Origin of the sequence: Thalassospira xianhensis MCCC 1A02616 (assembly GCF_003326475.1) — a bacterium.
GTDB lineage: Bacteria > Pseudomonadota > Alphaproteobacteria > Rhodospirillales > Thalassospiraceae > Thalassospira > Thalassospira xianhensis.
In genome coordinates this window covers 1-2321 of record NZ_JPWA01000082.1, presented here as the reverse complement: position 1 = coordinate 2321, position 2321 = coordinate 1, and the positions used below count along the sequence as shown (strand labels likewise).

At 54.5% G+C, this 2321-nt stretch carries 4 protein-coding genes; 2 read left to right on the top strand and 2 right to left on the bottom strand.

Annotated elements, in window-relative coordinates:
• The first annotated feature begins 233 nt into the window (after window positions 1-233).
• Window positions 234-365: a hypothetical protein gene (locus TH5_RS26090; RefSeq protein WP_279627796.1), complete on the top strand. Its 132-nt coding sequence runs from the start codon at window positions 234-236 to the stop codon at window positions 363-365.
• 193 nt (window positions 366-558) lie between these two features.
• On the top strand, window positions 559-1008 hold the full coding sequence (locus TH5_RS25075) for a hypothetical protein (RefSeq protein WP_231858228.1): 450 nt from the start codon (window positions 559-561) through the stop codon (window positions 1006-1008).
• An 86-nt stretch (window positions 1009-1094) separates the two neighbouring features.
• Here the strand turns inward: TH5_RS25075 and upp are convergent, their stop codons facing one another.
• Window positions 1095-1745 (bottom strand): uracil phosphoribosyltransferase, encoded by a 651-nt coding sequence (gene upp, locus TH5_RS25070; RefSeq protein WP_114124135.1) that lies wholly within the window; start codon window positions 1743-1745, stop codon window positions 1095-1097.
• Window positions 1746-1967: 222 nt separating this feature from the next.
• Window positions 1968-2321, bottom strand: a 354-nt coding sequence (locus tag TH5_RS25065) for an SPOR domain-containing protein (protein WP_147250195.1), incomplete at its 5' end; no start/stop codon positions are given.

Sequence of the window (2321 nt, the reverse complement as noted above, 5' to 3'; positions counted from 1 at the left end):
GTTATAGGGCCCCTCGCCGAGCCTGTAAACACCTTTTTCGAGAAAAAATGCATTTCGACGTCTTTTTTCTCAAAATCGTTTAAATTCAATCACTTGACATTTCGCACCCAGCCAACCCCGGCACCAAGTCCGGGGGATGTTTCGGACTTTAAGTTGAATAATCGCAAATCCGCCCGGCAAAATCCGGCGCAATCCCGCCATTCCGACCGCCAGAAAAAACCGAAACCCGAATCATGATTCGCCATCGGGGCGGTTTTTCCGTGCGTTCGATCAAATTACCCCCTGCCCCGATCCACGTCATTGATCCCGATCAGATGATTGATGGTGATTTTGATGCTTTATATATGGTGTGTGCGGTGCAATGATCGCGTGTCGGGACAGAACCGGTATCAATGCCCGGACAATGAAATTGCCATAAAACCGGACGGGATACGCAATATTGCCAATTGGCCTTTGAAAAGATGGACAAAAGGCAATATGTGAACCTTTCTTTTACATAATGACCTGATTATGGGGCGAGATAACAGTGCCTGAACGGCATTAGGGGACCGAAGGAAGATGATGAGACTGCGACATTCATTTATTTGTGCAGCCGCACTTGCAAGCCTTGCGCTTGCCGGGTGCTCCGGTTCGAACCTTGTTCCGAATACCGCATCAGGTGGCGGCTCCGACAGCAAGGGCGGCGGTCAGCCGATCCCGTCCTTTACCCAGTTCACCGATATTCCGATGCCATCCAATTCATCCCTGGATATGGATCGCAGCATCATTTTCGGGGCATCCGATGCCTGGCATGGCCGCCTCGTGATGAATTCCGGTGGCACACCCGCCCAGATGTATGACTTCTATGAACGCGAAATGCCCAATTTCGGCTGGAGCAAGGTGACCGTCGTGCGTGCCGATATTTCGGTCATGGTCTATGACCGCGAAAGCCGCGTTGCGACCATCAAGCTGCAGGGCGGATCCTTTGCCGGATCGACGGTGGATATCACGGTATCGCCCAAGGGCTGATCAATCGCCCGGATTGACCTGAAAAAAAGATCAAACAAAAAGGGCGCCCGATGGCGCCCTTTCGTATTTTGATATCGCAAAATGACTTAGCGGGTGCCAAACAGACGGTCACCGGCATCGCCAAGACCCGGCACGATATAGGCCTTTTCATTCAGCTTCTCATCAAGGCCCGCGGTATAGACCGGCACATTCGGATGTGCGTCATGGAAAACCTTGACCCCTTCCGGGGCTGCGACCAGCGCCATGAAACGAATGTCTTCATCCTTCACGCCATATTTGTTCAGCGTGTCAATCGCCGCCACCGCCGAGTTGCCAGTTGCCAGCATCGGATCGACCAGAATGAAGGTCCGGCCTTCGACTTCAGGCAGCTTCACCAGATATTCGACCGGCATGTGGGTTTCGGGATCACGATAAAGGCCGATATGGCCTATGCGCGCAGACGGCATCAGCTCGATCAGGCCATCGGCCATGCCAAGACCGGCACGCAGGATCGGCACGACGGCTAGTTTGCGCCCTTGGATCATCGGTGCCTTCATCGGGCAGATCGGGGTGACGATGTCTTCATAGCTGACCGGCAATTCGCGGGTGATCTCGTAGCCCATCAGCAGCGCAATTTCCTTCAGCAGCTGGCGGAAGGTCTTGGTCGAGGTATCAGCCTTGCGCATATGCGTCAGTTTGTGCTGGATCAGCGGGTGATCGAGAATATGAAGATTGGGAAAATCGTTCTGTGTGGTCATGTTTCTGCCAACCATCCTGATGTGCAAAGCGGCCCGCGTGGCACGTCACGGCTTTGCTTTCCGAAAAACTCTGGCGTACCGCCTAAAGCCTTTGCCCTGTGATGGCAAGTAGAATGCCGCAAAGACGGCGCAAAAACAAACCCGTTCATCAGAAAACGGAAAGGGCCGATGCAGCATCTGCACCGGCCCCGGTATCGTATCTTGCGACACTATATATATGTGTCAGTTGACTTCGCGATCATTGGGTTCGGCCCGGACCGGGAAACCTTCAAGATTCTGGTCCTTTTTGACCGCAACCGCCTTGTCGCGTGCTTCCTTCATGGTCGTGTATCTGCCAACCCGGACATAATACCAGGTGGCATCGCCTTCCGGACCACGGGCAACAACCGCAACTTCAAGGCCAAGCTTGCGCAATTCTTCGGCGCGCTGGCTGGCATTTTCATGCACCTTGAAGGCACCGACCTGAACCGAAAATGGTGCAGCCGCCCCCGACGAAGCTGCTTTCGGGGTGGATGTCGCAGCCGGTTCGGGCTTTTCCGGAACGGCGGCGGTTTCAGCCGGGGCAGCCGGGGCCTC

Bases quoted from the DNA above. Each gene is read 5' to 3' on its own strand.
- TH5_RS26090 (WP_279627796.1), top strand. From the start codon at position 234: ATGATTCGCCATCGGGGCGGTTTTTCCGTGCGTTCGATCAAATTACCC.
- TH5_RS25075 (WP_231858228.1), top strand. From the start codon at position 559: ATGATGAGACTGCGACATTCATTTATTTGTGCAGCCGCACTTGCAAGC.
- upp (WP_114124135.1), bottom strand. From the start codon at position 1,745: ATGACCACACAGAACGATTTTCCCAATCTTCATATTCTCGATCACCCG.